The sequence below is a fragment of the Comamonas jiangduensis genome, assembly GCF_030162955.1.
GTDB classification, from domain to species: Bacteria; Pseudomonadota; Gammaproteobacteria; order Burkholderiales; family Burkholderiaceae_C; genus Comamonas; species Comamonas jiangduensis.
On the sequence record NZ_JARXOV010000022.1, the window covers coordinates 12,233 to 35,798 of the forward strand.

The 23,566-nt window shown below is 59.6% G+C and carries 17 protein-coding genes; 7 read left to right on the plus strand and 10 right to left on the minus strand.

Features of this window, described 5'->3' with window-relative positions; all coding sequences use genetic code 11:
* Positions 1-14: 14 nt before the first annotated feature.
* The 4 genes from fdhE to fdnG form a co-directional block, all read right to left on the minus strand.
* On the minus strand, positions 15-989 hold the full coding sequence (gene fdhE, locus QEP12_RS15260) for a formate dehydrogenase accessory protein FdhE (protein ID WP_284214781.1): 975 nt from the start codon (positions 987-989) through the stop codon (positions 15-17).
* 104 nt (positions 990-1,093) lie between these two features.
* Positions 1,094-1,720 carry a formate dehydrogenase subunit gamma gene (locus tag QEP12_RS15265; RefSeq protein WP_284214782.1) on the minus strand — a complete coding sequence of 209 codons (627 nt, stop codon included), beginning with the start codon at positions 1,718-1,720 and terminating at the stop codon, positions 1,094-1,096.
* Complete coding sequence (fdxH, locus tag QEP12_RS15270; protein WP_284214783.1) at positions 1,717-2,646, minus strand: formate dehydrogenase subunit beta; 930 nt, start codon at positions 2,644-2,646, stop codon at positions 1,717-1,719. Before fdxH ends, QEP12_RS15265 begins: the two co-directional genes overlap by 4 nt.
* 13 nt (positions 2,647-2,659) lie before the next feature.
* Positions 2,660-5,719: a formate dehydrogenase-N subunit alpha gene (gene fdnG / locus QEP12_RS15275; RefSeq protein ID WP_219162099.1), complete on the minus strand. Its 3,060-nt coding sequence runs from the start codon at positions 5,717-5,719 to the stop codon at positions 2,660-2,662.
* A 367-nt stretch (positions 5,720-6,086) separates the two neighbouring features.
* Between fdnG and mnmH the strand changes: the two genes are divergently transcribed.
* The 5 genes from mnmH (at position 6,087) to QEP12_RS15300 (ending at position 13,202) form a co-directional block, all read left to right on the plus strand.
* Positions 6,087-7,130 carry a tRNA 2-selenouridine(34) synthase MnmH gene (gene mnmH / locus QEP12_RS15280; protein ID WP_174863589.1) on the plus strand — a complete coding sequence of 348 codons (1,044 nt, stop codon included), beginning with the start codon at positions 6,087-6,089 and terminating at the stop codon, positions 7,128-7,130.
* A 47-nt stretch (positions 7,131-7,177) separates the two neighbouring features.
* Positions 7,178-8,062, plus strand: coding sequence for a pirin family protein (locus tag QEP12_RS15285; RefSeq protein ID WP_174863588.1), 885 nt, complete (start codon positions 7,178-7,180; stop codon positions 8,060-8,062).
* A gap of 62 nt (positions 8,063-8,124) precedes the next feature.
* Positions 8,125-8,583: a retropepsin-like aspartic protease family protein gene (locus QEP12_RS15290; RefSeq protein WP_284214784.1), complete on the plus strand. Its 459-nt coding sequence runs from the start codon at positions 8,125-8,127 to the stop codon at positions 8,581-8,583.
* 297 nt (positions 8,584-8,880) lie between these two features.
* Positions 8,881-11,025 carry an HDOD domain-containing protein gene (locus QEP12_RS15295; protein ID WP_284214785.1) on the plus strand — a complete coding sequence of 715 codons (2,145 nt, stop codon included), beginning with the start codon at positions 8,881-8,883 and terminating at the stop codon, positions 11,023-11,025.
* On the plus strand, positions 11,022-13,202 hold the full coding sequence (locus QEP12_RS15300; protein ID WP_174863584.1) for an EAL domain-containing protein: 2,181 nt from the start codon (positions 11,022-11,024) through the stop codon (positions 13,200-13,202). Before QEP12_RS15295 ends, QEP12_RS15300 begins: the two co-directional genes overlap by 4 nt.
* A 608-nt stretch (positions 13,203-13,810) precedes the next feature.
* Here QEP12_RS15300 and mmsB read toward each other — a convergent pair.
* From mmsB to QEP12_RS15330, 6 genes are all read right to left on the minus strand, one after another.
* Positions 13,811-14,707 carry a 3-hydroxyisobutyrate dehydrogenase gene (mmsB, locus tag QEP12_RS15305; RefSeq protein WP_284214786.1) on the minus strand — a complete coding sequence of 299 codons (897 nt, stop codon included), beginning with the start codon at positions 14,705-14,707 and terminating at the stop codon, positions 13,811-13,813.
* 85 nt (positions 14,708-14,792) lie between these two features.
* A complete protein-coding gene (locus QEP12_RS15310) occupies positions 14,793-15,215 on the minus strand; it encodes a DUF488 domain-containing protein (RefSeq protein WP_174863583.1) in 423 nt (140 codons plus the stop codon).
* An 18-nt stretch (positions 15,216-15,233) separates the two neighbouring features.
* On the minus strand, positions 15,234-15,737 hold the full coding sequence (locus tag QEP12_RS15315) for a TfoX/Sxy family protein (RefSeq protein WP_174863582.1): 504 nt from the start codon (positions 15,735-15,737) through the stop codon (positions 15,234-15,236).
* Positions 15,738-15,802: 65 nt separating this feature from the next.
* The gene (locus QEP12_RS15320) at positions 15,803-16,969 is read right to left on the minus strand and encodes an acyl-CoA dehydrogenase family protein (protein ID WP_174863581.1); all 1,167 of its coding nucleotides are present in this window, start codon (positions 16,967-16,969) and stop codon (positions 15,803-15,805) included.
* A 55-nt stretch (positions 16,970-17,024) separates the two neighbouring features.
* Positions 17,025-17,432: a lysozyme inhibitor LprI family protein gene (locus QEP12_RS15325; RefSeq protein ID WP_284214787.1), complete on the minus strand. Its 408-nt coding sequence runs from the start codon at positions 17,430-17,432 to the stop codon at positions 17,025-17,027.
* Between the two features lie 84 nt (positions 17,433-17,516).
* Entirely contained in the window at positions 17,517-19,040 is a 1,524-nt protein-coding gene (locus QEP12_RS15330) for a CoA-acylating methylmalonate-semialdehyde dehydrogenase (protein ID WP_284214788.1), read from the minus strand.
* Positions 19,041-19,180: 140 nt separating this feature from the next.
* Here QEP12_RS15330 and QEP12_RS15335 point away from each other — a divergent pair, with 140 nt between their 5' ends.
* Positions 19,181-20,080, plus strand: coding sequence for a LysR family transcriptional regulator (locus QEP12_RS15335; RefSeq protein ID WP_219164776.1), 900 nt, complete (start codon positions 19,181-19,183; stop codon positions 20,078-20,080).
* A gap of 140 nt (positions 20,081-20,220) precedes the next feature.
* Positions 20,221-23,394, plus strand: a complete 3,174-nt coding sequence (locus tag QEP12_RS15340; protein WP_284214789.1) for a bifunctional diguanylate cyclase/phosphodiesterase — start codon at positions 20,221-20,223, stop codon at positions 23,392-23,394.
* Positions 23,395-23,566: the final 172 nt, after the last annotated feature.

Sequence of the window (23,566 nt, forward strand, 5' to 3'; positions counted from 1 at the left end):
GCAAGTGGCAGCGTTTATTGTGCCGCAGGGTCTACCAAGCCTTGATTTTGGGTTTCAGCTTGCTCTTCCGCCACAGCAACAAACAGCAGGGGGTTGGCGCTGGAGCGCTTGAACTTGGTGTTCTCACTCATCAACAAATCCAGCATCAGGCTGGCCAGATCGTCGGCCAGAGGCTCGGCCATCGGGTCTTTTTCCTGGTTCACGATCTTGCGGTAGGTGCCGCATTCATCGCAGGTTTCCGCTGTGATAGCATCGTTGCCACCTTCGATGGTTTCATAGTGAATGCCCTTGGTGGATTCGCAGTGTGAGCATTTCACGCGCACCATGTGCCATTCGGTGCAGCAGGTGCCGCAGTGCAGGTAGCGGTGGCCATTGGCCTTGCCGCCAATGCGCAGCACGCTTGCCACAGGCTCGCTGGCGCAGACGGGGCAGATGGATGCAGGGTCTGTGTACGGAACGTCCGCAGCATTCAGCGCTGCCGCACGCTTGGCGTAGGTCACTTGCAAGGCAGCCATGATAAATGGCGCCATGCCGATGTGGCGGGCCGCTACCTCTTTTTGCAGCAGGCGGGTGGCGATTTCGTCGCGCTCTTCCTTAGCCAGCTCACGCAAAGAGGTAATCAGGGGCTGCAGCGGCTCTGGCAAGCCTTCGTTGCCAGCAAGGGTGTCCAGCATGGCATCCAGCACCTGGTGCCAAGCGGGGTCAATATGTTCGGCTGCTGGCAGCAGCGGCATGGAGAACTGCTGCGCGCGCTCCATGGTGCTGGTGTCCAGTGGCTGCAGCGTTACCGATGCTTGCGCTGCATGCTGAGCATCCACGATTTTGGCTGCAAATTGCAGGTAGTCCGCAATCGGGTTGTCCTCAGAGAGTTGGCGCAGGCGCGCCGCACGCTCAAGAAACAAGCTGCCCACTTGAGGCAGCAGAATGCGCGGGAAAGAGGTCTTGTCCAGCGCTTCGATTTCGCCGGGTTGAAGAATGCGTTGTTGCATAAAAGGAATCCCTAAATTGAAACCGCCGGTACGCCCAGCTTGGGGCGTCCGGCGGTAATCAACAAGCGTCTAAGTGACTTCTATTTTTCGATCAGTCGTCTGGCTCAGTCGTTGTCGCCAGTTACCTTGCGATACCAGCCGCGGTGATGTTGCTTGGCCCAAGCACGGGTCACTGTGCCATACATCATTGCGCGCACGGTGCCGCGGGTCCAAATAGCCGCATAGACGTGCATGATGATCAGACCAATCATCCACACGGCTGCGATAGCGTGCAGGGTAGAAGCTACGCGGACCATGTCCACGGGCAGATTCCACCAAGCGCGCCACATCACAAAGCCCGACACGGTGATCAAGGCCATGCCGATGACCAAGCCCCAGAACAACAGCTTTTGACCGCCGTTGTACTTGCCTTGTTCAGGCATGTCGTGGTCGTCGCCATCAATCATCTTGTTCACGTTCTTGAGCCACTCGATATCGCGCGGCTCAATCACGTTCAAGCGCCAGAAGCGCAACGCCATGATGATGAAGAACACCGCCATCACAACACCAATGTAGGGGTGCAGGATGCGGGTCCAGGGGCCGCCACCGAACAGCTGAGTCAGCGGAAAGAAGGCGGGGTGGAAGAACGCCAAGCCAGACAAAGCCAGCAAGATGAAGCAAATGCCTACCACCCAGTGGTTGGCGCGTTCCGATGCGTTATAGCGCACGAGGTCGCGTGGATTGCGTTTCATTGGCCGTTCTCCTTCTTCTCGGCTTCGGCGTCCTTGCGGTCCATTTCATCTTCCAAGTCCTTGGACACTTCGTTCGGGCCCTTGGTGATGTAGTGGAACAAGCTGCCAACAGCGGCTGCGCCCAAAGCTGCCATAGCCAAAGGCTTGGCAACACCCTTCCACAGAGAAACCATAGGACTGATCTTGGGATCGTCGGGCAGGCCCTTGTAGAGGGAAGGCTTGTCGGCGTGGTGCAGCACATACATGACGTGTGTGCCACCCACAGCGGCAGGGTCGTACAAACCAGCATTGGCGTAGCCACGCTTTTGCAGATCGCCAATGCGGCGCTCTGCTTGGTCGTGCATCGCCTTCTTGGTGCCAAACATGATGGCGCCGGTGGGGCAGGTCTTTACGCAAGCAGGTTCACGGCCCACAGCCACGCGATCCGAACACAAGGTGCACTTGTACGCCTTGTGGTCCTTCTTGGAAATACGTGGAATGTTGAATGGGCAGCCGGTCACGCAGTAACCGCAGCCCACACACTGGTCTTGCTGGAAGTCCACGATGCCGTTGGCGTACTGCACGATCGCACCGGGCGATGGGCAGGCCTTCAGGCAACCTGGGTCTTCACAGTGCATACAGCCGTCCTTGCGGATCAGCCATTCCAAGTTGCCTGTGGCTTCGTTTTCGTATTCCGTGAAGCGCATGACAGTCCAAGAATCGGCCGTGAGGTCGGTTGGATTGTCATACACGCCGGCAGCCAATGTGCCGACTTCGTCACGCAGATCGTTCCACTCCATGCATGCTGTTTGGCAAGCCTTGCAGCCAATGCATTTGGAGACGTCGATCAACTTGGCCACTTCTCCGCTGTGCGCACCGCGTGCGCTCGGCGAAGGCGTAGTCGTTGCGGAACGACGCTTGATATCGAGAGACATGGTTGAAGACATCAGCTATTCCTCCTTATGCCTTCTCGACCTTGACCAAGAAGGTCTTGGACTCAGGGGTGTTGCTGTTGCCATCGCCAATCGATGCGGTCAGGTTGTTGGCCATGTAGCCCTTGCGACCTGTCGTCGAGAAGCCCCAGTGGATGGGGATACCCACGTGGTGGATGGTCTTGCCGTCGATCTGCATGGGCTTGATGCGCTTAGTCACCACAGCCGCTGCCTTCACGAAGCCGCGCTTGGACGAGACCTTGACCTTTTGGCCGGTCTCAATGCCCAACTCCTTGGCCAGCGCTTCACCAATTTCCACAAACTGTTCAGGCTGAATGATGTTGTTCAGCTGAACGTGCTTGGTCCAGTAGTGGAAGTGCTCGGTCAGGCGATAAGTAGTACCCACGTGTGGGTAGTCCTTCGGATCGCCAGCGGTACCCTTGGTCGACTCCAAGATACGTGCAGCGGGGTTGATCACCGCCAGCTTGTTCTCGGGGTACATCGGGTTGTAGCCCAATGGATTGTCGAACGCTTCGTAGTGCGTAGGGAACGGACCTTCGTTCATGCCCTTGCGAGCAAAGAAGCGAGCCACGCCTTCGGGGTTCATGATGAAGGGGTTGATGACTTCTGGATCCAGGCCCACCGCCACGTCTGGCACGTCAGCGCCAGCCCACTTCTTGCCATCCCACTTGATCAGCACGCGGTTGGGGTTGAACGGATTGCCCTGACGGTCGCACGATGCACGGTTGTACAGAATGCGGCGGTTGGCAGGCCATGCCCAAGCCCAGTTCAGCGTATTGCCAATGCCGGTGGGGTCGCTGTTGTCGCGACGAGCCATCTGGTTGCCCGACGAAGTCCAGCTACCAGCCCAGATCCAGCAACCACCCAAGGTGGTGCCGTCATCACGCATCTCACCAAAACCGCCCAGTTGCTCGCCAGCCTTGCGGATGACGTTGCCATTGGCGTCCTTGATATCTGCCAATGCACGACCGTTGTACTCCTTGGCAATTTCCTCGGAGGTTGGGTGTGCTGCCTGTGCATAAGGCCAGTAGAGATTGACGATGGGGTCGGGGAACTTGCCGCCGTCCTTTTCGTACATCTTCTTCAAGCGCAGGTGCAGGCCAGACATGATCGCAATGTCGGTCTTGGCTTCGCCCGGAGCGTCCGAGGCCTTCCAGTGCCACTGCAGCACGCGTGAGGAACTCACGACTGCGCCGTCTTCTTCTGCGAAGCAGGTGGTGGGCAGGCGGAATACTTCGGTTTGGATCGAAGCGCTGTCTACGTCGTTGAACTCACCGTGGTTCTTCCAGAACTCGGAAGTTTCTGTGACCAGCGGATCCATCACGACCAAGAACTTCAGCTTGCTCAAGCCATTGCGAACGTTGTTCGAGTTGGCCAGCGATGCCAATGGGTTAAAGCCTTGGGCAATGTAACCATTGACCTTGCCTTGCACCATCATGTCGGTGATCTGCAGCATGTCGTACTGCTTGTCCAACTTGGGCAGATAGTCATAAGCCCAGTTGTTTTCGGCAGTCGCAGCAGGGCCCCACCATGCTTTCATCAGGCTCACGTGGAACTTGGGCGTATTGGCCCAATAGTTCATCTGGCCGGGGCGCAGCATCTTGGGTGTACGTGCACCAATGTACTTCTCGTACTCTTGCTCGCTTTCGTTGGGCAGCGTCAGGTAACCTGGTAACGAAGCAGACAAGATGCCCAAGTCCGTGAGACCCTGGATGTTGGAGTGACCGCGCAATGCGTTCATCCCGCCGCCAGCCACACCGATGTTGCCGCACAGCAGCTGAATCATGGCACCTGTACGCAGCATCTGTGCGCCGGTGGTGTGCTGGGTCCAGCCCAGGGCATACATGATGGTCGCAACACGGCCAGCAACTGCGGTCGACGCGAATTGCTCAGCAACGTGCAGGAACTTTGCCTTGGGTGTACCGCAGATGCTTTCCACCTTTTCGGGGGTGTAGCTTGCGTAGTGGCGCTTGAGCCACTGGTACACGCAGCGTGGATGCTGCAGCGTGGGGTCAACCTTCACAAAGCCATCTTCACCCAGCTCGTAATCCCACGACGATTTATCGTAAGTGCGAGTTTCGGGGTTGTAGCCCGAGAAGATACCTTCGTCGAACGCAAAATCTTCACGCACGATGAACGAGAAGTCTGTGTAGTTCTTCACGTACTCATGGTGGATCTTGTCGTTGGTCAACAGGTAATTGATGATGCCGCCCAGGAATACGATGTCCGAGCCCGAACGGATAGGGGCGTAGAAATCGGCAACCGATGCGGAGCGGTTGAAACGGGGATCGACCACCATGAAGTGCGCACCGTTGTGCTCCTTCGCTTCGGTGACCCACTTGAAGCCACAGGGGTGAGCTTCTGCTGCGTTACCACCCATCACGAGAATCACATCAGCATTCTTGATGTCTTCCCAGTGATTGGTCATGGCTCCACGGCCAAACGTCGGGGCAAGACCTGCCACCGTCGGGCCGTGTCAGACACGTGCTTGGTTATCGAGCGCCAGCAGACCCCAGGAGCGGGCTACCTTGTGTGTGACGTAACCGGCTTCGTTGCTGGAAGCTGAAGCAGCCAGCATGCCGGTGGTGAGCCAACGGTTAACCGTTTGGCCCTTTTCATTCTTCTCAACGAAGTTGGCGTCGCGGTCTTCTTTCAGAAGTTTGGCGATACGGTCCAAGGCTTCGTCCCAAGACATGCGCTTCCACTCGGTAGAGCCAGGAGCGCGGTACTCAGGGTACTTGAGGCGGTTGGGGCTGTGCACGAAGTCGAGCAGCGAAGCACCCTTGGGGCACAGTGTGCCGCGGTTAACAGGGTGATCTGGGTCGCCTTCAACGTGCATGACGGACAGCTTGGCGTTCTTGACACCGTCGCTGTACGAATACATCAAAAGACCGCAACCGACCGAGCAGTACGTGCATGTCTGCCGTGTGACGGTGGTAGCGGCCAGCTTGAACTGGCGTACTTCAGCAAGAGCGGCGGTGGGCGAGAAGCCCATCACTGCCAAGCTGGATGCCGCCAGACTCGAACCAGTCACTTGCATGAACTGGCGTCTGGATAGTTGCACCATGGGGTTACCTTTTTAAAACTTGACGCTTGTAGGCAGGATTCTAGTTATGTGTCTCATACAAGACCTACATTCCAGTCTTTAACCGATGAAGGCTGACGGGGAATGTATGCATATGGTTGCATAGATTGTGAATGTCTATACCGCTGCAAACCCTCGCAGTCGGATGTAAGACAACACCTGCACTGCCACTGCTGCCGTGTGCTCTGCAGGAGCAGGCGAGAACGGTGACAATTCATACCTTGTCATCAAGGTTCTCTGCTGCGGCGGAGGCGTGTCGAGGCTCGACCATCCTTGCCTGGTATCCACACACCACGCTGTGGAAAAGACTGTCGAGCCTGAGCGCCCGCATAAGCACTGTTGAATTTTCATGTCCCACCGCCAACCCGTTCGCGTTACTGATATTGCGCAGTACGACTGCATCATTGACGCCCGCACCCCTGCAGAGTTTGAACTAGACCGCATTCCGGGTGCCATCAATTGCCCTGTGCTCAGCAATGAAGAGCGGGTCACGATTGGCACTATCTATAAGCAAGTCAGTCCGTTTGAGGCCAAACGTCTGGGTGCGGCCATGGTGGCTGCCAATTTGGCCAGGCATTTGCACACCACTTTTGCGGACAAACCTGCGAACTGGAAACCCTTGGTCTATTGCTGGCGCGGCGGTTTGCGCAGCGGCTCCATGGTGACGTGGCTGCGCCTGGTGGGCTGGGATGCGCAGCAATTGGCGGGCGGTTACAAGGCATTTCGCCACCATGTGCTGGAAGTGACGGAGGCCATCGTGCCGCAATTGCAACTGCGCGTGCTGTGCGGTGCTACGGGCAGCGCCAAAACCAGGCTGCTGCACGCGTTGAAGGAACAAGGCGCACAAGTGCTGGATTTGGAAGGGCTGGCGCGCCACAAGGGTTCCTTGCTGGGGGGGCTGCCGGGTATTGCTCAGCCCAGCCAAAAGCATTTCGATACTTTGCTGGCGCAAGAGCTGAAAGCGCTGGATGTAAGTCAACCCGTGTTTATCGAAGGAGAAAGCCCCAAGATTGGCCGTATCGCACTGCCCTTGCAACTGGTGCAGCACATGCGCAAATCTGCCGTGGTGGAAATTGATGCCACGCCACAGGCGCGGCTGGAATATTTGCTGCGCGACTATGCCTACCTGGGGGATGACGTCGAGAGTCTGTGCGAGCGGTTGGGTTTTCTGAAAGAGATACAGGGCAACGAAACGATTGCCCGCTGGCAAGCGTGGGCCCGCGAGGGCGATTTGCCCGCCTTGTTTGAAGAGCTTATGCGCTTGCACTACGACCCGCAGTACGAGCGTTCGCAGTCCAAGCATTTCACACAATGGCCCCAGCGCCAGAGCCTGCCAGCCAATGACCTTTCGGCCGCAGCAGTGCAGGCACTGGCCTGCCAGATGCTGCGGTAGATTCGCAGTCAGCGACCTACGATCCCAATCCCTCCAAGGAGAACTGCATGTCTGAGCCTACTTTTCCTGCAGTGCAACGCATTACCGGCCGCAAAGGCAGCTTGGGGGAGGGGATGGAGATTGCCCGCCTTTTGCCCACGAAAGCGCGGCGCATGATTGGCGCATGGTGTTTTCTGGATCATTTGGGGCCGCTGCAGTTCCCGCAAGGCGGGGGCATGCACGTGGGTGCGCATCCGCACACTCGGCTGCAGACCTTCACGTGGATGATGGAAGGCGAAGTCATGCACCGCGACAGCTTGGGCTCTGTGCAAATTGTGCGTCCGCAGCAGGTCAATTTGATGACGGCAGGCTACGGTATCTCGCACACCGAAGATTCTGTGACGCCCGGTGGCCGCATTCACGCTGCACAGTTGTGGATTGCCTTGCCCGATGCGGTAGCCGATCAACCGCCGGCATTTGCGCACTACGCGCAGGTGCCGCAGTGGCAAGCGCAGGGGTGTGTATGGTCACTGATGGCAGGTAGCTATGGCACACATACCGCTCCGACCGAGCTGCATTCGCCATTGATTGGCTTGGACGTGCGCGCAGATGCGGGTGTAGCGCTAGCGCTGGAACTGCAGGCAGACTTTGAATATGGGCTGGTGGCCTTGACTGGCGGCTTTGCACTGGACGGCCAAGCTTTCGTTCACGATGAGCTGGCTTATTTGGCGCCTGGCCGCACACAACTTGCGCTGCAACTACACGCTGGCACGCGCTTGCTGTTGGTGGGTGGCACGCCTTTTGCCGAGCAAGTGACCATGTGGTGGAACTTCTTGGGCAAGGACTTGGACGCCATCCGTGGCTACCGAGCCCAGTGGGAAGGTAACGATGCCCGATTTGGCACGGTGGAGGGGGGCGAGCACCGACGCCTGGCCGCCCCGCAACTGCCATGATGGCAAAGGCAGCTACGCGCCGTAGGCACACTGGGCGCTCGTTGTGGCGCTTAAACCTGGGCATGGCGCTGTTTTGGCTGGTGGCGCTGGGCGTGATGTACGTGGCCATGGAGCGTTACCTGCAGCCTTCCGAGGCGGTCGTTCTCTCCAATGGTAGTTTGCAACTGCAGCGCCAGCGCGATGGTCACTTTTACGCGGATGGCAGCATCAATGGCCAACCCGTGCGCTTCATGGTGGATACGGGGGCTTCATCGATTGCCGTGACCGATGCCTTGGCACAGCGTGCCGGGCTGGAGGGTGGGCAGGTGGTGCAGTTTCAGACTGCGAATGGCCCGCGCATGGGGCGGCTGGTGCGGGCGCAAAACATTCAGGTGGGGCCGCTGCAGGTGCGCAATCTGACGGTAGGTACCGGCTATACCGGCCGCACTGCGCAAGATGCACTGCTGGGCCAGAATTTCTTGCGACAGTTTCAAGTCTCCATACAGGGCGATGTGCTCGAGTTGCGGCGGCTGCAAAAGTAATCAGTGAAAACAATAGCTGCTAGCGCTTACGCAGTAAACGTTAGAGGTTGTTTGGGCTGTGAATGGTCTAGTTGCAAAAAATGCTGGGCAGGCTGCTCATGCCTCAAGACTACTGCTAGTCGCACATCGATATAAGCAACAGCGCACATGTAGGACAAAGGCGCTTTCGAATGCAATATCTCTGTGAGTTGTTGTTTGTGATGATCAAGTAGGCGCTGTTGTGCCGATTTATTGTTTTTGTATCAATAAAAACTTATAAAGTATTTGACACAACCACAAATCAAAGCAATGCCAGCCATGCATCGACTACCAGAGGTCGTTCGGGAGTTCGTAGCAACCGGGAGGATCCCGTCGCCACCTGAAGTCTTGGTGCATCTGATGCGTGCCATGGAGGATGAGGCGTCTTCTATTGCCGATTTGGCGCAGATTGTCAGCCAAGATCCTGGCTTGACGAGCCGCATTCTGTCGGTCGCCAATTCGCCTGCGCTGCGGCGAGCGAAAGAACTCACAACGATTGAGGACTGCCTCACTTCCATCGGTATTCGACTGGTGCGCGCTTTGGTCACGTGCCTGTCCATCCAAAGGCTGTTTGACAAAGACAACCAGCTTGCATCGGCCGAAGTGGCGGATTTCTGGTGCCATTCATTGCTGGTGGGTGAGCTTGCACGGGGCATTGCCGAGCAGGCCGGTTTGAAAAACCCGGACGACGCTTATTTATCCGGTCTGCTGCACGACATCGGTGAATTGATTTTGCTGCAGGCCATCGGTGATCCCTATCGTCAGTTCCTGGCAAATGTATCGGCACACCCTTCGCTGACTGCCGATGAGGAACAGCTTTTTGGCACTACACACGGTGAGGTCGGGGCGTGGCTGATCGCTCATTGGGGGCTGAACTCGGTGCTGGGCGATGGTATTGCGTTTCACCATGCCCGTGCCACTGAGATAGCCGCAGCGACAGTATTGCCACAAGCCGTGTGGCTCGCGCAGGCGCTCACGGCGCTGGAGGAGGACGCGGTCGAATACGGGGCACTGATTGAGCGCACCGCGCTTTCCATCGACCAAGCGGCATTGGCTGCGACGCGAGCGCGTGCGGTGGAGCGCACCCGGCAGATTGTGGAGGCCATGGGGATTGCGGTGGCTGCGGAATTTCCTCAACGAGCCATCCAGCAGGTGCCCGCGACCAGTGCCCCCGTCATGGCGCTCAGCCCTGCCGATAGCGAGCTGTCAGTGATGGTGGGCGGTATGGCTTTGCTGCAGCCGCTGCAGCAGGATTTGCTGCAACTTGGCAACGTCAAGGAGGTGCTGCTGGCGCTGCGAGAGTCTGCGCGCATTTTGTTTGAGCTGCCAAGCATGGCCATCTTGCTGGTTGATGCTTCAGGTACTGTATTGACGGGCGATGGGGTGGACGACCAACCTTCGCTTTTTTGCCACCTCTCGATCCCCTTGGCTCCTGCCGGATGTCTGGCGGCGGCCGCTGTCGCTGATCGCCAAGTCAGCGCATCGTTTGCCAGCACCCAGCCGTTGGCTTTGCTCGACCAGCAATTGGTGCGCGCGCTCTCGGCGGAGGGCCTGTTGTGCATTCCGATGGTGGCCCGCCAGCGGACGGTGGGCGTCATCCTCTGCGGTCTGTCTTCCCAGCAATACGCAGGCCTGCAGCGACGCATTCCGTGGTTGAGCCATTTTGGAAAAATTGCTGCGTTGAGCCTGGATGTGGTGCTGGTGGCTGAGCAACAGCAACAGCAGGCCGAGGAGGAGCGGAGTCAGCAATTTACCCGGCACGCGCGCCAGATCGTTCATGAAGCAGGCAATCCGCTCGGCATCATCAAGAGCTATTTGAAGATTCTGGAACGCAAGCTGCCTGAAGACGGCGTTCGCCAGGAACTGGGAATCCTCACTGAAGAAATTGACCGTGTTGCCGCTATCGTCGGGAAAATGGCCGATGACCAAGCCCAGCACGCCGCCCGCCAGAGCATTGATCTGGCGGGCGTGCTGAGCGATTTTCTGGCCCTGTATGCTGATCCCCTATTCAAACAAAAAGGGATCCGGGTTGAAAAGCAAGTGCCCACGGTTGAAATCCTTGCCTCTGTGGGGCGCGACAGTTTCAAGCAGATCGTGCTCAATCTCTGGAAGAACGCATCAGAGGCATTGGGGGCGGGCGAGCTGGTCAAAATTGCCCTGATTGACGGTGTGGTGCACGGGGGCGCCCCTTACGCGCAGCTTCGGATTGATGACACGGGTCCTGGCATCAGCGAAGCAAAAATCCGCACCCTGTACGAGCCTGCAGCCGTTTCCGCGACACAAACGCGTGGATTGGGCCTGTCACTGGTGGGGCGGCTCGCAAAGCAGGAAGGAATTTTGATCACCTGCCGCAGCCAGCCGGGAACGGGGACCTGCATCGAACTACTGGTTCCAAAATTCATACCGGAGAGCGCACTCACATGAATGCCATCAGCATCCTGGGCGTTCCCGACAGCCCTCAAAACCTGGAGACAGGCTGCCATCTCTTGATTGCTGACGACGAAGCACGCTTTCGAACCGCCTACAAAACCTTGCTGGCCCATGAGCAGCGGGTCATTGAGGAGGCCGAGAATGGACAAGAAGCCTTGTCCAAGCTCAAAGAGGGAAAAATCGATCTGGTGATCCTGGATTTGAAGCTGCCGGACATTTCGGGGCTGGAGATCATGGAGTGGTTGACCGCCAACAAGATCAACACCACCGTGATTGTCTTCAGCGCTGACAAATCCATCAATTCCGCAATCCATGCCTTGCGCTACCGGGCTTTTGAGTTTTTGCGCAAGGATTGCGATCCGGACGATATGTTGCTGGCGGTCGAGCGTGCTTTGAACCACCGGCAGCGGGACAAGGAGCACGCCATCATCTCGGCCCAGCTCAAGCACTCGGAACGTTTGCACCGATTTTTGGTGGAGCAGTCCCCCGACATCATCTTTACGCTCAACCGAGAAGGTTTTTTTACCTTCATGAACAGCCGCGTATACAGCCTGTTGGGGTACGAGGCCGATGAGCTGATTGGCAAGCACTACTCGCTGATCGTCGACCCGCGCGACTACCTGCACGTGCAATATGCGTTCAAGGAGCGGCGTGTCGGTCTGCGCGCCACCAGCAACAAGGAAGTGCGCTTTCGCGTCAATCCGGTATCGCCCAAGGCCAGCAGCGGCAGCGAGATCACGGCCATCCTGAGTACCCAGGGCGTGTATGAGGCCCAGGATATCGGGCAGACAGGACGCTTTCTGGGCACAGCTGGCGTGGCCCGCGACATTTCCGAGCGCAAGCGCGCAGAAGAAACAATTGCCTTTCAGGCCTTGCACGATTTGTTGACCAAGCTGCCCAATCGCAACCTGTTCATGGATCGCCTGGAGATGGCCATTGTCGAGGCGAGCCGCCGCAAAGAAAAACTGGCCGTGATGTTTTTCGATCTGGATCGCTTCAAGCTGGTCAACGACACCTATGGCCATGCCGTTGGCGACCAGCTTTTGCGGGAGTTTGCGGCGCGTGTGCGCAAATGCCTGCGCAATGGCGACACCCTGGCGCGCCAGGGTGGGGATGAATTCACCGTCTTGCTGCCGTCCCTGGCGCATCGCGATGACATTGCCGTGATCACGGAAAAAATCCAGGAGGAATTGCGCAAGCCCTTCAGGGTCTCGGATACGCAGTTTCTGGCTACGACGAGCATTGGCGTTGCGGTCTATCCGGAAGACGCGACGAATGCCGCAGAACTGATCCGCTGCGCCGACATGGCCATGTACCAGGTGAAAGGGCAGGGCAAAAATGGCTGCGCAGCTTTTTTGCCGCACATGCAGACCACCTACCTGAACCGCTTGTCGATTGAGAATGACCTGCGTGAAGCCGTCAAACAGGGCGACCAGTTCGAGCTGTACTTTCAGCCGCAGATCGAGGCTTTGACTGGTCAAGCGACAGGTTTGGAGGTGCTCATTCGTTGGCACCACCCCAAGGAAGGAATGATCAGCCCCGATGTTTTCATCCCGATTGCTGAGGAAACAGGGTTGATTGTGGCCATCAGTGACTGGGTGCTGTGGAAGGCCTGTTCCCATTTTGCGGCCTTGAGTGCCATGGGTTTTGACAATCTGCGCCTTGGCATCAACCTCTCGCCCCGTGAATTCGATCGAAGTGATTTCATGGAGCGTATCCAGCTGCCGCTGGAGGAGTTTGGCGTGCCCCCCCAGTTGCTGGACATCGAAATCACCGAGAGCCTGCTCATGAAGGATGTTGAAAGTATCGTTGCGCGCATTCAGCGCTTGCGCGATACCGGGATTCACATCTCCATCGATGATTTCGGCACGCGTTATTCATCGCTGAATTACTTGCGCCGGTTTTCGGTCAATCGCATCAAGATCGATCAATCCTTTGTGCGTGACCTGGGCCTGTCGCAGGACTCCTACGCCATCATCCAGGCGATTGTGGGCATCGCCAAGAATTTCAAGCTGAACGTGATTGCCGAAGGCGTAGAAACGGCGCAGCAACTGGAGATACTGCACCAATTGGGGTGCAGCGAGATGCAGGGCTACTTCTTCAGCCGCCCCTTGCCTTTTGAAAAGACGTTGGAGTTTTTGAAGACCACTCCGCAGTACGCTCTTGGTTGATCATGGCGCGGCTCGTGATGGGGGAAAATCCTTGGACAACCCGTGGCGCTGGCGTGTATCCCTCTTTTCGTCACATAGCGAAAGCTGGAATTGATGCATGGAGGCCGGTGCAAACTGGTACTTCCGTGTTTGGCTGGGCAGCGTAGAGGGCCACCATATGCACCATGCATGGAGCTCAGGGTGTGACGCTTGCGGCACTTGGCGTTAACGGGGGGCCTTTACCTGAGCACGCCATCTCACTGCAAATCCAGCGACCGATACTGCTGGTTTCAGCACGTCGATGTGGGCGATGCCACCCTTGTCATAGACATCCTCCGCCGCCTGAAAACCGAGTGATTCGTAGCACTTTTCCACCCCAGCTTGCGCACCAATCCGTATACCTTGGCCGGGAAAGTGCTTTCCCGTGAAGACGATGAGGCCAGCGCACCCAATTGACGGCTCCGTGTATTTGAGCCCGGGCTCTACGACCCGTGGGGCATGGCAGAGAGGGCCCCAACAGGTTCGCCTAATGGTTCGTCTGCACGACGCGCCATCGCCCCCCAAAAAACAAACCGCCAGACACATGCCTGGCGGCCTGGGAGGTGAATCAACCGTGGCGGCTCAGGCCATCACGGTTTTTGCAGCATCTTGATGATGCTGGAGAAGTCCTGGCCTCCGTGGCCCGCAATGCTGTGGGCCGCATAGATGGCGCGTGCCATGCCGCCCAGCGGGGTACTGGCCTTGGTGGCGATGGCGTTGTCCTGGGCCAGGCCCAGGTCCTTGAGCATCAGGTCCGTGCCAAAGCCGCCGGCATAGCCCTTGCTGGCAGGGGCATTCTCGTGCACGCCGGGGAAGGGGTTGTACTTTTCCAGCGCCCAGTTGCCGCCGGAACTGCGGCGCATGATCTCGCTCAGCACCTTGGGGTCCAGGCCGTTGGCCACGCCCAGGGCGATGGCTTCGCTGGTGCCCACCATCAGAATGCCTAGCAGCATGTTGTTGCAGATCTTGGCGGTCTGGCCGGCCCCCACGGCGCCGGCGTGGAAGATGTTGGCGCCCATTTTTTCCAGGTAGGGCTGGGCGCGTTCCAGCTGTGCCGTGGTGCCGCCGACCATGAAGGTCAGCGTGCCCGCAATCGCGCCGCCCGTGCCGCCCGACACCGGGGCGTCGATGAAGTCGATGCCGGCGGCATCGGCCGCCTTGGCCACCTTCTGGCTGGTGGCGGCGGCGATGGTGGAACTGTCGATCACCAGCGTGCCCGGCGCAATGCTGGCCAGCAGACCGGGGGCGCCGTCCTTGCCCAGGAACAGGGCCTCCACGTGCTGGCTGGCGGGCAGCATGGTGACCACCACCTTGGCGCCCTGCACAGCGTCCTGTGCGCTGAAGGCGGCGGTGGCGCCTTCAGCGACCACCTTGGCGACGGCCTCCTTGGACAGGTCGAAGGCGCGCACGGCGTGGCCGGCTTTTTGCAGGTTGATGGCCATGGGGCCGCCCATGTTGCCGAGGCCGATGAAAGCGATGGTGGTCATACCGTTGTCTCCTGGTGGTGTTGAACTGGGGTTGTAATCTTCAAAAAAACTAGCTGTCTGCGCTGGTGTGATAAGGGTAGGAGGCCTAAAAGTCTTGCAATGTGAGCTGGCCTATGCTGAAGTCGGCCCCGCGCTCGGCCAGCAGGCTGCGCAAAATGCTGCGGTGGCAGCGGGCTTCGTCCTCGCAATAGCAGCCCAGGGCGAAACGGCCGTGGTGCGACAACGCCGCCAGCAGGTCCAGCGTGCGCGCCGCCGGGGCTTCGGCCATGGCCTTGCGAAAGGCTTTCTCAAACTGTTGCCAGTCCTTGGCGTCGCCGTTTTTCTGCGCCGCCTGGCCCAGGGCCATGAGTTCGGCCGAGGGCGACAGCTCCGGGTACCAGACGTCGTAATAGTCGCGACGGGCAAATTCGGCCTTGGGCACACCGCGCGGCGGGCGGCGCACGGTGCCGATGCGCAGGCCTTCGCCCGCGCTGCGCGGGCTGCCAAGTTGAACGATGCGGATGGGCATGGCGGATCTCCGGGCCGGTCAGGCGTCGTCATCGAACACGGAGTGCTTGCGCGCAGGCGAGCGCGGCGTGGCCTTCGTGTTGCTGGGTGTTTTGGCCGTTTTGCGCAGGCTGGAAGACCGTGGTGTGCTCTCTTTGAGAGAGCGCGTCGGTGCCCCGTCACCGCGTGCGGCCTTCTTGCGCGTGGCCTTGGCCAGCGGGTTGAAGGCCAGGGCCGCAGCGATCCAGTGCTGCCACTGTGCGCGCGTGGCGTAGGCGGCGGGGCTGATGTAGAAGTAGCCGTCCATCAGCCCCTTGCTGGACAGGGTGCGCACGCCCGGCGTTTCCGCCACGGCGGCGTGCGTGTCTGGCGGCAATCGCACCAGCAGCTCGTCGCCTTCCACACCCAGGCACAGCTTGCCGTTGACCATGAAGACATGGCAGCCGAACATGCGCTTTTCCTCGACCTCGCCGGCATCCAGCAGCGCTTCGCGCACGGCGTCGATGAGCTGCAAGGTGTCTTCGGAAAGCGGGCGGGCAGGCATGGTGGTTTTGGTGTGAAAAATGGCGTTGAGGCTGGTGCAGTGCGCGCTGCCAGCTATGAAAAATGTCAGCGGATGGCGTCGGGCGCGTCGGCCTCCAGCATGCGCCGGGCAATGATGACACGCATGATCTCGTTCGTGCCCTCCAGGATCTGGTGCACGCGCGCATCGCGCATCAGGCGCTCCAGCGGGTACTCGCGGATGTAGCCATAGCCGCCGTGCAGCTGCAGGGCCTCGTTGCAGACCATGAAGCCGGCGTCCGTGGCAAAGCGCTTGGCCATGGCGCAGTAGGTGCTGGCGTCGGGGGCGGAGGCATCCAGTTTGCTGGCAGCCAGGCGCACCATCTGGCGCGCGGCAACCAGCTCGGTCGCCATGTCGGCCAGCTTGAACTGCAGCGCCTGGAAGCTGGCGATGGCCTTGCCGAACTGCTTGCGCTCCTGCATGTACTGCTGCGCCTGGGTGAGTGCGCCCTGGGCGGCACCGATGGAGCAGGTGGCGATGTTGATGCGCCCGCCGTCCAGCCCCTTCATGGCGATCTTGAAGCCTTCGCCTTCCTGGCCCAGCAGGTGGTCGGCCGGGATGCGCACATTGTCAAAGCTGATGACGCGCGTGGGCTGGCTGTTCCAGCCCATCTTCTCTTCCTTCTTGCCGTAGCTGATGCCCGTGGCATCGGCCGGCACGGCAAAGGCGCTGATGCCCTTGGCGCCCGAGTCGGGGGCGCCGGTGCGGGCCATCAGCACCAGCACGTCGGTGCTGCCTGCGCCGCTGATGAAAGCTTTGGCACCGTTGATCACGTAGTGGCCGCCGTCCCTGTCGGCCCGGGTTTTGAGCGAGGCGGCGTCCGAGCCGGCGCCGGGTTCGGTCAGGCAGTAGCTGGCCAGCTTCTGTCCACTGGTCAGTGCCTCGCCCCAGGTGGTGCGCACGGCTTCGGTGGCCCAGGTGCCCAGCATCCAGGTGGCCATGTTGTGGATGGTGATGAAGGCGGTGGTGCTGGGATCCACGGCGGCCAGCTCCTCAAACACCAGCGTGGCATCCAGGCGCGGCAGGGCCAGGCCGCCGGTGTTCTCGGGAGCGTACAGGCCGCAAAAGCCCAGTTCACCGGCCTGGGCGATGGCCTCGCGCGGGAAGATGGCTTCGCGGTCCCATTCGGCGGCATGCGGGGCCAGGGCGGTCTGGGCGAACTGGCGCGCGGTGTCGGCAAAGGCGCGTTGGTCTGCGCTGAGTTCAAAGTCCATGGCGGTGTCTCCTTGTTCTTCTTGGTCGGCTGGCCCGTGCGGCGGTTCAGGTGGATCAGGAACCCGGTGCCCGGCCTTCGTGCAGCCAATGCATCAAGGCTTGGCGGCGTTGTTCGGTCAGCTGCGTGAGGCAGTCGTGCAGGCGCTGGGGCCAGTCGGGGCTGCCTTCAGCGTCTGCGTGCTGGGCTTTGCAGTGCTGGCTGCGCTGGCGGCTCCACGCGGATTGGTCTTTGCGCAATGCGGGGCGTTCATGGGCTGACAGGGCGCGCATTACATCGCCATACAGGATGTTCTGCGCGCTGTCGGCCTGCTGAAAGCGCTGCACGGCGCAGGCGTTGGTGCTGGCGGTGTCTGCAGACTGCGGATCACAGGCAGCACCCGCTTGCGCCAGTGCGGAGCCTGCCAGCAGCCAACTGGCGGCCAATGTGGCGTACTGAATCCGGGAAAGAAGGCGGAGCGTCATGCCCAGCATCTTCCCAGAATTCAATGCCAAATTGGCTGCTAACGCCCGCTGTATCTGCGCTGGCAGCTATGCTGTGCGCAGGCTTTACTTCAGGCTGATGGTGGTGTTCACGCCGTGGCTGGTGGTCGAGTCGTCGAACCAGCGCGCGGTGACTGTCTTGGTCTGGGTGTAGAACATCACCACCTGCTTGCCGTAGGGGCCCAGATCGCCCAGCTTGGAGGCGCGGCTGCCGGTGAACGAGAACAGGGGCACAGGCACAGGGATTGGCACGTTGATGCCGACCTGGCCCACGTCGATTTCTTCCTGGAACTTGCGCGCGGCGGCGCCGCTTTGCGTGAAGATGGCCGTACCGTTGCCGTTGGGGTTGGCGTTGATGAACTCAATCGCCTGGTCGATGTCGTCGGCTGCCACGATGCACAGCACGGGGCCAAAGATTTCCTGGTCGTACACGCTCATGCCGGGCTTGACGCCGCTGAAGATGGTGGGGCCGACAAAGTTGCCCTTGTCGTAGCCAGCCACCTGGGGCTTGCGGCCATCCAGTTCCAGCACTGCACCTTCGGCAATGCCACGTTCAATCAGGCTTTCCACGCGCGACAGGGCAGCGCAGCTGACCACGGGGCCCACGTCGGTGCCGGGTTCGGTGCCGGCGGAGACTTTCAGGGTCTTGGCCTTGGCCACCAGCTCGGGGATCCATTTTTGTGCCTCGCCCACCAGCACCACCACCGACAGCGCCATGCAGCGCTGGCCAGCCGCGCCAAAGGCGGCGCCGGCCAGGGCGTTGAGCGACTGCTCCTTGTTGGCATCGGGCAGGACGATGGCGTGGTTCTTGGCGCCCATCATGCACTGCACGCGCTTGCCGTTGAGGCTGGCGCGGTTGTAAACGTGGGTGCCGACCTTGGTGGAGCCCACGAAGCTGATGGCCTTGATGTCGGGGTGGTCGCAGATGGCGTTCACCGCGTCTTCACCGCCGTGGATCACGTTCAGCACGCCGGGGGGCACGCCCGCTTCCAGTGCCAGTTCGCACAGGCGCATGGTGACCATGGGATCCTGCTCGGAAGGCTTGAGCACGAAGGTGTTACCGGTGGCGATGGCCATGGGGAACATCCACAGCGGAATCATGGCGGGGAAGTTGAAGGGGGTGATGCCGGCGCACACGCCCAGGGGCTGGTTCAGGGTGTAGGTGTCCACGCCGTTGGCCACGTTGTTGGCCAGCTCGCCCAGTTGCAGGGTGCCGATGTTGGCGGCGTGCTCCACCACTTCCAGACCGCGGAAGACGTCGCCTTCGGCGTCGGGCAGGGTCTTGCCCTGTTCGGCGGTCAGGATGGCGGCCAGCTCCTTCATGTTCTCGCGAATCAGCTGCTGCAGCTTCAGGAAAATGCGGGCGCGGGTGCCGATGGGGGTTTTCTTCCAGGTCTTGAAGGCTTCCTTGGCGTTGCTCACCGCCAGGTTGATTTCCTCGGGGGTGGCAAAGGGCACGCGGGCCAGCACCTCCTGGGTGGCCGGGTTGACCACGTTGCGCCACTGGGTGGTTTTGGATTCGACCAGCTGGCCGTTGATCAGCAGCTTGACGGTGGGCGCAAGCACTTGGGAGGAAGTGGGGGCATTCATGGCGTGTCTCCTTGGTTGGTGGGTGTCTGTGGGGTGGCTTTTGCAGCACATATGCAGGCATCGTAGATGTGCAAATCTGCTTGGGCAATACGCGTTTACGCACCTTGGCTTTGCAAAAAAGCACAGGCACACTGCGAGCCATGGACTGGGATCACTTGCGTTTTTTTGCGGCACTGGCACAGACGGGCACCTTGGCAGGGGCGGCGCGCGTGCTGGGGGTAGAGCACACCACCGTGGCGCGGCGCATTCAGGCGCTGGAGCAGCAACTGGGGCATCCAGTTTTTGTCCGTGAGGCGTCGGGCCACAAGCTCAATGAGGCGGGGCGGCAACTGTTGCCCGTGGCGCAGGCCATGGAGCAAGCGGCACGTGGGATGGAGCACTTGGGGCAGCAAGCTGCGGCGCAGCCCAGCGCAGTCGCTGGCCTGGTGCGAGTGGGGGTGACGGAGGGGCTGGGCGTGCAGTTGCTGGCAGCGCCTTTGGCGTTGCTGGCGCAGCAGTACCCCAAGTTGTCGGTCGATTTGCTGGCTTTACCACGTCTGATGCATTTGTCGCGCCGGGAGGCAGACATCGTCATTTCCCTGGAGCGCCCCAAGCGCGCGACGGTGGTGGTCAGCAAGCTGGCGGACTATCACCTCTATCTATATGGAGAGCGCCAGTATTTGGCCCGCAGACCCTTGGTGCGCAATTGCGACGATTTACGGCATCACCAATTTATTGATTACGTGGACGACATGCTGTTTTCCAAAGAGCTGCAATTGCTGGCGCAAATGCACAAGCCGATGCAGTATGTGTTTCGCAGCACCAGCATTGCCGCGCAGTACGCCGCGGTGCGGGCTGGGGCCGGGCTGGCGGTGCTGCCCGCTTTTTTGGCCGATCGTGACCCCTTGCTGCAGCGGGTGATGCCAGAGCAGGCCAAGTTTGAGCGCACTTTTTGGATGTCCATGCCCGAAGAGGCCAAAGGATTGCTGAGAATTCAGACCGTTTGGCGCTTGCTCAAGCAAGTGATGGCGGAGTACCACGCAGGTTTAAGGCCTGTTTGACCTGGGTTTAGAAGCGTTATTTAGGCCACTGGTTTGCAAGATTCAGGGGCCGAGCAAGGTTATGCTTGCGGGCAAGTAATTGTTGTTTGCAATTGCTGCGATACAAATCCGTTGATTTTTGCCCCTTTTTTGCCTCACCTATGACATTTAGTCCCAAGCTTCGTCGGCAGCTGCATATCTGGTGGCCTGCAGCAGCTGCGCTCGCTGTCGGAGCTGCATTGAGTGTGGGGCTGTGGCATGTGCTGGCGCAGCGTCAGACGCAGACGGTGCAAGAGCGCTTGGAAGAGCAGGCACAACTCTTTACCAGCACGCTAGAGCAAAGGCTGTACTCCTATGCCGACTACGTGCGGGTAATGCGTCCGCTGCTCGAGGCCAATCCCGGCGAAGTGCATGAAATCTTCAAAAACTTGAAGCTGGTGGAAGATATCTCGCAGCGCTATCCCGGTGTGGAAGGGATGACCTTGGTGCGCAAAATGTCTGCGCAAGACTATGCGCAGCGCAGAGCGCAGCTATTGCAGGAGGTGTCGCCCCAGCTGCGGGTCGATGAAAGTGCAATGCCCGCCTGGCCGCTGACGCAGTCCACGTACTTCATCGTCGATGAAGTGTGGCCCTTGCGGGCCAAGCGCAGTCTGTCGGGCCTGGATGCCATGCAGCAACCGGCTGTACGCGCACAAATTGAACGGGTGCAGCAGGTTCAAGACGCCGTGATGAGCGGTCCCATGACGCTGAGTGATGCCGGCTCCGATGCGGTCGGGGTTCTTATCAGCGTGCCTGTGCTGGCAGAGCAGACTGATGCGCAGGGCGCGCAAGCTCTGCTGGGGGTGCTCAATGTCAGCGTGCGTGTCAATGCATTGGTCGCGCAATTCCGTGATCGCGGCATGCTGCCGCACATGATGCTGGCCATTGAAGACACCACCCCCACCAAAGGGCACATGGTGCCAGTGACGGTGGTGGCGCCGCCCTGGACGGCGCAGCAGCCATTCTTGGCGTCTGCCCAGCACAGCATCTCGGTGCTGGGGCGCCAGTGGTCGCTGCAGTTCGTGGCCAGCGACTCCATGCTCTCTTCGGTAGAGCGCATGTTTCCGGTGATTATTGGCGTCAGCAGTTTGGGGGCCAGCTTGTTGCTGGCAGCCGTGGTGTTGCTGCTGTCACTGCAGCGCGCGCGCGCTCAGGTGCAGGCCAAGGCCAAGTACAACCTGCTGCGCGAACGCACCGACCGCCTTAAAGCCTTGTTTAACCAGTCGGCAATTGGTGTGGCCGAGATAGAGCCTGCCAGCGGTAGCCACGTCAGTGCCAACGCGCGGTTTGCGGACATTGTGGGTTACAGCCGTGAGCAACTGGGGAGCATGAGCATCCATGATCTCATCCACCCCCAAGACCGCGATGAATGCCAGCGCCTGGAGCGTCAGCTGATTGAGGGGCGCCTGCAGCACTTTAATGTGACGCAGCGCATGGTACGCAAAGACGGCGGCGAGATTTGGGTGAAGTTCTGGGTGTCACCACTGCAAAGTGTGGACGGCAGGCTGTTGGGCCGCCACTTTGTGCTGCTCATGGATGTGACGGAGCGGCGCGTGATGCAGCAGCAGTTGCAGGCGCGTGAGGCTTACTCCAGCGAAATGCTGCGCTACATGCCGGTGGGCTTGGTCGTCGTGGGGCCGGTGGGCAATATCGAGTTCGTGAACCACCAGTTTGAGGTGATGACGGGCTGGGCGCAAAGCGATATGTCCGATGAGTCCACCATGTGGCGCCATTTGTGCGTAGATATGCAGCAGCACGCTACCTTGCTGCAACGCCTGAATGCCGGGCGCTGCGAGGTGGTGCCTACAGGCGTGAACATGCCGGCGATGGAGTATTTGCTGCGCAGCAAAAACGGCCAAGAGCTTGCGATGGAGGTGTCGGGCCGTTTCTTGTGTGGCCGCATCTTGCTGAGCTTTGTTGACGTGAGCCAGCGCAAAGCGGCGGAGGCAGAAATCCGTTGGCTGGGCTATTACGACACATTGACGCAATTGCCCAATCGCCGCTTGCTGCTGGATCGTCTGGAAGAAGCCCTGATGCGCAGTCAGCGCGGGCATGGCAACAAGGGCGCCTTGCTGCTTTTGGACATTGATAATTTCAAGTCGCTCAATGAAACCCTGGGGCATGACCATGGCGATGCCTTGCTGCGACTGGTAGCCACCCGCTTGAGCAGCTGCATAGCCGGGCGCCACACCTTGGCGCGCCAAGGTGGTGATGAATTTGCGGTGGTGCTGGAAGATTTGCCCGTTGATTCTTTGGAGGCCGGCCGCTGCACGGAGCAAGTGGGTGGTGCCATCTTGCAAGCGCTGCGCACGCCGTTTTATCTGAACAACCAAGATTTCCACGTCACCGTCAGCATGGGGGCGGTGGTGTTTTGCGGGCCAGATGACTCGGTCGAGGAGCTACTCAAACGCGCAGACTTGGCGCTGTACCAGGCCAAGAGTGCGGGGCGCGACACCCTGCAGTTTTTTGACCCCAGTATGCAAAAAGCGGTCAGCGCCCGTGTGGAAATGGAGAAAGACATGCGCATGGCGCTGGAGCGCCATGAGTTTGATCTCTTCTTCCAGCCGCAGGTGCAGCATGACAAGGTGATTGGTGCAGAGGCGCTGCTGCGCTGGCAGCACCCCACCAAGGGGTTTATTCCGCCCGGGGTGTTTGTGCCTGCAGCCGAAGAGTCGGGCCTGATTTTGCCTTTGGGCGAATGGGTGTTGTATGCGGCCTGCCGCCAGTTGGCACGCTGGGCGCAGGACCCGGCACTGGCGCATCTGACCATGTCGGTCAATGTCAGCCCGCGCCAGTTCTACCAGCCTGACTTTGTTGACAAGGTGCAGCAAGCTTTGCAGGTGACTGGTGCCACACCCGATCTGCTGGAGCTGGAATTGACCGAAGGCATGTTGCTGACGGACGTGGAAGACACCATTCGCAAGATGGTGCAGCTCAAGGCAATTGGTGTGATCTTCTCGCTGGATGACTTTGGTACCGGCTATTCCTCGCTGAGCTATCTCAAGCGCTTGCCGCTGGACAAGCTCAAGATTGACCAGAGCTTTGTGCGTGAAGTGGAGACCAGTGTGAACGATGCCACGATTGCATGTTCCATCATTGCGCTGGGCAACAGCCTGGGATTGCAAGTGATTGCGGAAGGGGTGGAGACGGAAGCCCAGCGCGCCTTCTTGGCGGCCAATGGCTGCAGCTATTGGCAAGGCTTTTTCTTCAGCCGCCCACAGCCTGCTGCGAAGTTTGAAGCGTGGACGCGCGCCTATGGCGCAAGCCACGAGGCGGACACCGTGCTCAGCAGCTAAGTCTTGCGCAATCGGTCGCCACCAAGACACTCCTAAATATGGAGCTAACAGCGCTTACTGCATCTGCGTAAAAGCTATTTTTGTTACAAAGTTCGCAGAGAGGGCTGGCAAGCACTTGTAACCGGGCGCGTTATCATCGCGGCTTATCCATCTTGGTTTGCCAGCTTCTAAG

What these genes read in the sequence shown, in the direction of transcription:
- QEP12_RS15315 (WP_174863582.1), bottom strand. Translation starts at nt 15,737, where the DNA reads ATGCCTGCCCGCCCGCTTTCCGAAGACACCTTGCAGCTCATCGACGCC.
- QEP12_RS15265 (WP_284214782.1), bottom strand. Translation starts at nt 1,720, where the DNA reads ATGAAACGCAATCCACGCGACCTCGTGCGCTATAACGCATCGGAACGC.
- mnmH (WP_174863589.1), top strand. Translation starts at nt 6,087, where the DNA reads ATGTCCCACCGCCAACCCGTTCGCGTTACTGATATTGCGCAGTACGAC.
- QEP12_RS15300 (WP_174863584.1), top strand. Translation starts at nt 11,022, where the DNA reads ATGAATGCCATCAGCATCCTGGGCGTTCCCGACAGCCCTCAAAACCTG.
- mmsB (WP_284214786.1), bottom strand. Translation starts at nt 14,707, where the DNA reads ATGACCACCATCGCTTTCATCGGCCTCGGCAACATGGGCGGCCCCATG.
- QEP12_RS15320 (WP_174863581.1), bottom strand. Translation starts at nt 16,969, where the DNA reads ATGGACTTTGAACTCAGCGCAGACCAACGCGCCTTTGCCGACACCGCG.
- fdxH (WP_284214783.1), bottom strand. Translation starts at nt 2,646, where the DNA reads ATGTCTTCAACCATGTCTCTCGATATCAAGCGTCGTTCCGCAACGACT.
- QEP12_RS15325 (WP_284214787.1), bottom strand. Translation starts at nt 17,432, where the DNA reads ATGACGCTCCGCCTTCTTTCCCGGATTCAGTACGCCACATTGGCCGCC.
- QEP12_RS15310 (WP_174863583.1), bottom strand. Translation starts at nt 15,215, where the DNA reads ATGCCCATCCGCATCGTTCAACTTGGCAGCCCGCGCAGCGCGGGCGAA.
- QEP12_RS15335 (WP_219164776.1), top strand. Translation starts at nt 19,181, where the DNA reads ATGGACTGGGATCACTTGCGTTTTTTTGCGGCACTGGCACAGACGGGC.
- QEP12_RS15290 (WP_284214784.1), top strand. Translation starts at nt 8,125, where the DNA reads ATGGCGCTGTTTTGGCTGGTGGCGCTGGGCGTGATGTACGTGGCCATG.
- QEP12_RS15295 (WP_284214785.1), top strand. Translation starts at nt 8,881, where the DNA reads ATGCATCGACTACCAGAGGTCGTTCGGGAGTTCGTAGCAACCGGGAGG.
- QEP12_RS15330 (WP_284214788.1), bottom strand. Translation starts at nt 19,040, where the DNA reads ATGAATGCCCCCACTTCCTCCCAAGTGCTTGCGCCCACCGTCAAGCTG.
- fdhE (WP_284214781.1), bottom strand. Translation starts at nt 989, where the DNA reads ATGCAACAACGCATTCTTCAACCCGGCGAAATCGAAGCGCTGGACAAG.
- QEP12_RS15285 (WP_174863588.1), top strand. Translation starts at nt 7,178, where the DNA reads ATGTCTGAGCCTACTTTTCCTGCAGTGCAACGCATTACCGGCCGCAAA.
- QEP12_RS15340 (WP_284214789.1), top strand. Translation starts at nt 20,221, where the DNA reads ATGACATTTAGTCCCAAGCTTCGTCGGCAGCTGCATATCTGGTGGCCT.